The sequence below is a fragment of the Vibrio sp. 10N.261.55.A10 genome (assembly GCF_041470825.1).
Taxonomy (GTDB): Bacteria; Pseudomonadota; Gammaproteobacteria; order Enterobacterales; family Vibrionaceae; genus Vibrio; species Vibrio crassostreae_C.
Window position 1 is genome coordinate 1 of the sequence record NZ_JBFRNC010000116.1, and the last position, 4,241, is coordinate 4,241.

General features: G+C 42.2%; 3 protein-coding genes. 2 read left to right on the plus strand and 1 reads right to left on the minus strand.

The features are described from left to right. Nucleotides 1-263 precede the first annotated feature (263 nt). Complete coding sequence (locus AB4274_RS21865) at nucleotides 264-1,502, plus strand: ISL3-like element ISVa7 family transposase (RefSeq protein WP_081317730.1); 1,239 nt, start codon at nucleotides 264-266, stop codon at nucleotides 1,500-1,502. Between the two features lie 69 nt (nucleotides 1,503-1,571). On the opposite strand, the gene AB4274_RS21870 is transcribed toward AB4274_RS21865, so the two are convergent. Beyond that, nucleotides 1,572-3,128 (minus strand): carboxylesterase/lipase family protein, encoded by a 1,557-nt coding sequence (locus AB4274_RS21870; RefSeq protein ID WP_372113232.1) that lies wholly within the window; start codon nucleotides 3,126-3,128, stop codon nucleotides 1,572-1,574. A 121-nt stretch (nucleotides 3,129-3,249) separates the two neighbouring features. Between AB4274_RS21870 and AB4274_RS21875 the strand changes: the two genes are divergently transcribed. Further along, nucleotides 3,250-4,173, plus strand: coding sequence for a LysR family transcriptional regulator (locus tag AB4274_RS21875; protein WP_372113234.1), 924 nt, complete (start codon nucleotides 3,250-3,252; stop codon nucleotides 4,171-4,173). Nucleotides 4,174-4,241 lie beyond the last annotated feature (68 nt).

Genomic DNA, 4,241 nt, shown 5'->3' on the forward strand with positions numbered 1-4,241 from the left:
ATATGTTGGATAGACCATCGCTAAGTGGCCTTATAGCGAGATAGTCAAAACTCATTCTATTGATTTCGGCAAATCATTTTGTAGCTTCAAACTAGTGATGTTAGGGCTGGCTTGTGATGCCCCAAAAACGCCTAGAATTGAACTTGCAAGGTTTCAGATACAAAAAGGGCTCTTCTCCGCTTAGATGAGTCTATAAATTAACAATAAAACCGGTAACACATTGATTTATAATCGCTTCCCACCTTATATCTCAGTATTGTAGTTTGTCGTTATTATCTTCCGCTCTATTTAACTTTAAAGGCCAATCCGTACAGTCTGTAACGCTCGAAGAAAGCTCTCATTCAGTACTCGTCAAATGCAAGCGAGATAGACGCTGTAAAGTTGTTGACCCTGAGACTGGAGCACCGCGCACAGTCGACCACTATGTTCACCGTCGCCTGTCGGATTTACCTGTCAGTGGTCGCCCTTGCGTTATAGAAATTGAATTGGCTCAGACAAGAGATAGGCTCGGCCGAAGGTTGGTTGAAGCGACTGATTTTGTTGATAAGGGGAGTCGTTATACCAAGAGATTCTGTCACTTTATTAGTGGACTATGCCGCTATATGAGCATCCACGCAGTGTCTAAGCATTTAGACATACGCTGGGAAACCGTGAAAAATATCGATAAAGCATTTCTGTTATCTACCTTGCCTGCTTTAGAGCCTAAGAGGTTGACCAACCTTGTTCATATTGGCGTTGATGAAGTCGCCAGGGCTAAAGGCCATGACTATATGACCGTCGTTTATGATCTCGTTTCAGGACAACTTATTTGGGTTGACCATGGGCGGACTTCAAACGTACTCATCAACTTTTTTGAACAATTATCACCGCAAACGAGGGACGGCATCCAAGCGGTATCAATGGATATGGGGCAATCTTACCAATCAGCAGTGAGAAACGCTCTTCCGAATGCAGACATCGTTTTTGACCGGTTTCACGTTATGCAGAACTACTCTCTTCTGATAAGGAAAGAGCGTAATAAAGCGTTTAGGAAAGGAACACATGACGAGAAGAAAATGCTTAAAGGGACGCTATTTTTACTCCTCAAAAATGCGCCGAAATTAAGCGATAAGCAGTCAGATAGGCTAGATGATTTACTTGAAAGCAATAAGACTCTTTGTACGATTTATATGCTCAAAGAGCAGCTTCAAGCCTTATGGGATGAACGTAATTTTGACCTGATGATCGCAGCTCTTGATGCGTGGTGCCAGCTTGCTAAAAAGACGAGGATCTTATCTCTCATCAACTTCGCAGACGCGCTTTGGGAGAGAAGAGTTGGGATCTGCAATTATGCAAAATATAAGCTGACGAATGCCCGAGTGGAAGCAGGGAATGTATCGATAGGTCTTCTTAGACGGCGAGCCCGAGGAGTAAGGGATACTGATTACTTTAAATTGAAGATTAGACAAACCTCAATCCTAGAAACTCACTCTACCATTTACCCAGAAATCAAGCTCATCTAAGCGGAGAAGAGCCGTTTTTCTAATCTGAATTATGTCAGCAGCCACCGTCCAATATTTGAATCGTTTTACTTAGAACTCAAAATCTTCCCACAATTTTCGAACTGAGCTATTAGGGTCATTGACCTGTTTCGATTTAACATCAAATTGCATTGTTGGTCGTTCCGCTAAGTTGTATGGAGACCAATCAGCTTTGCTTGTCTTGATGAATGTAAGCCATTGGCTATGCATGGTGTTAATAAGTTCAATCGGAGGTTGTGAGCCGACAAATCTTTTTGCTTGTTCATTGTCAGTGGTATTAAATACAAAAGGCACGTCAACAAAGTGTGCGGCTCCTAAATGACCATCAAATGCAGGTGACATCCAAGAAAAGTTATAATGCCAAACTTTGTTGTCGTTTTTAGTTAACTGTTGAGCAATGTGAAGTGCTGGCATTTTAAACGTAAAATCAGATTGGATGTCGGCAAAAGTGTCTCCAATAGTTTTTCCATTGTCTTTTGTTGAATACACATCAGCAGGGCGGCCTTCCAGTGACAAGTCAGACAATAGTAGCGACTTCGTTTTTTCGGTCGTATTGTTTACGGCATCACTTGGTACAAGGTACAGTCGTGACTCTTGATCGGTGCTACCAACGATGACCGGAATAGAAGGAGAAGCTTTAGTGAGATCTTTCATTGGAGACTCGACAATGATATCGCCATCAACAACGGGCAAAAATGCGGTGCCTCCCCATGATATCATTCCCCATTTGTTGCGATCTTGTATCGTATAACCCATATCAATAACGTTCTTAACTAATTCAGGAAATGGAATGGTCGATAAGCCTTTAACGGTGGCTGGAATATTCAGTTTTTTGGTATAGCTTTGTGTGATTTGCTGAGCTTCTTTCTGAGTTAAAAATGCCATTGGAGGACTTTGCATAATAGCTTTCTGGAATAGGCCTTCTGCTTTTTCGGTACCCAATAAAATGGCAACACTTTCTGCCCCAGCAGATTGACCTGCAACAGTAACTTGGCTAGGGTCTCCACCAAAATCTTCGATGTTATTTTGTACCCACTCAAGAGCCATGATCTGATCAAGAATGCCGCGATTATCCGGTGCGCCCTCAAGGTGCATAAAACCATCAACGCCTACACGATAATTGATCGTTACAACAATCACGTCATTCTGAGCAAAGCTTGTTCCGTCGTAGGCTAACTCTGCCGCATCTTCTCGGATGAATGCGCCGCCAGGGATCCACACCATGACTGGCAGTTTTTTATTTGATGCCTTGTTGTTGGTAGCTACGGCGTTCATAGGTGTCCAAATGTTCAGAGTTAGATCATCGGGAGCCCCCACCAAGGTGGTGTTTTTATCTCGGCTAGGCTGTGGGACAGGTTGACCTGCTTTTGTTGCATCTAATACTCCGCTCCAAGTTTCGTATGCTTGCGGTGCTCGAAATCGGCGATCTGCCGTAAAAGGGTTTTTCGCATATGGGACGTCATAAAATGTGGCTACGCCATCATGGTTGTTTCCCATAAGTTTACCAGACTTAATGATTGCTACCGTTGAGTTTTCAGCATTTTGAGTGTGGGCAAATAGTGCATTACTTTGAATTAAACCTGCACTGAGGCATGCGACTAGTACCATTGTTTTTTTCATTTCATTCGGCTCGGTATTGGAATAGAAGGTCAGTATAAAACCTAGTTTGAAGTTGATATATATGCTATACGTCAATAGATTGTTGCATAAATCGAACTATTGAGGGTGTATGGATAGAATTGTTTCAATGGAAGTTTTCGTTTCTACTGTCGATCTAGGAAGCCTGACGGCAGCATCTGAGGCTTTAGGAATGTCACGATCCATGGCGACTAGGCATATAACCGCGTTGGAAAAGTCTTTAGGTGTATGTTTACTATATCGCTCAACAAGAAGCTTAGGTATCACTAACGCCGGTCGTGATTTATTGCCTTTCTGCCAGAATATTTTAGAGCAGAATGCCCAACTATATAACTTAGCCCAAGAGCAGCACTCTCAACCTAAAGGAAGAATTTCACTGGTTACTAGCATTTCGTTTGGTCAGGGTTATCTTGCCCAAGCTATTGAACAATTCATGCTTAAGTACCCTGACATAGAAGTCGATCTCACGCTGTCGAATCAGTCACTGGATTTGATAAAACATGGGGTTGATATGGCAATCGAGTTGAGTAATGACCTGCCCGAATCTTTAATTGGAAAGAAATTGGCTGATTGTCCATCGGTGGTTTGCGCTTCCCCTCAGTATCTAGCAGAACATGGGGCTCCTTTATCTCCCGAAGATTTACTCGATCACAATTGCTTGATCCACAAACGAATAGGCAATGATTGGCTGTTTGTTTCTAAAGCCGGTTCTAAATCTGCTCAGCCTATTAATGTAACGGTCACAAGTAACTACTCTGTAAATGATAGTTCCATACTTCTTAATGCAGCGATTAATGGCAAAGGTATAGCGTGTTTACCTCTGCCTTTTATTGCAATCGACATACAAGCAGGGACTTTGACTATCTTGTTGAAAGACTTTGAAGTCAATCCAATTGGCATATGGGCTCTGTATCCTTCAAGGCAATATCAACCCAAACTACATCGACACTTGTTGGACTTTTTGCAAGAAGATTTATCAATTAAGCATGATCATATGCGAAATATTGATTCATGAAGCTATGTTGGTAATGAAACCAAGCAATAATGTATCCTACCTAATCGGTTAGGGCGTGTTGATCTTTC

Coding starts and splice junctions, on each gene's coding strand:
- AB4274_RS21870 (WP_372113232.1), bottom strand. CDS start 3,128: ATGGTACTAGTCGCATGCCTCAGTGCAGGTTTAATTCAAAGTAATGCA.
- AB4274_RS21875 (WP_372113234.1), top strand. CDS start 3,250: ATGGATAGAATTGTTTCAATGGAAGTTTTCGTTTCTACTGTCGATCTA.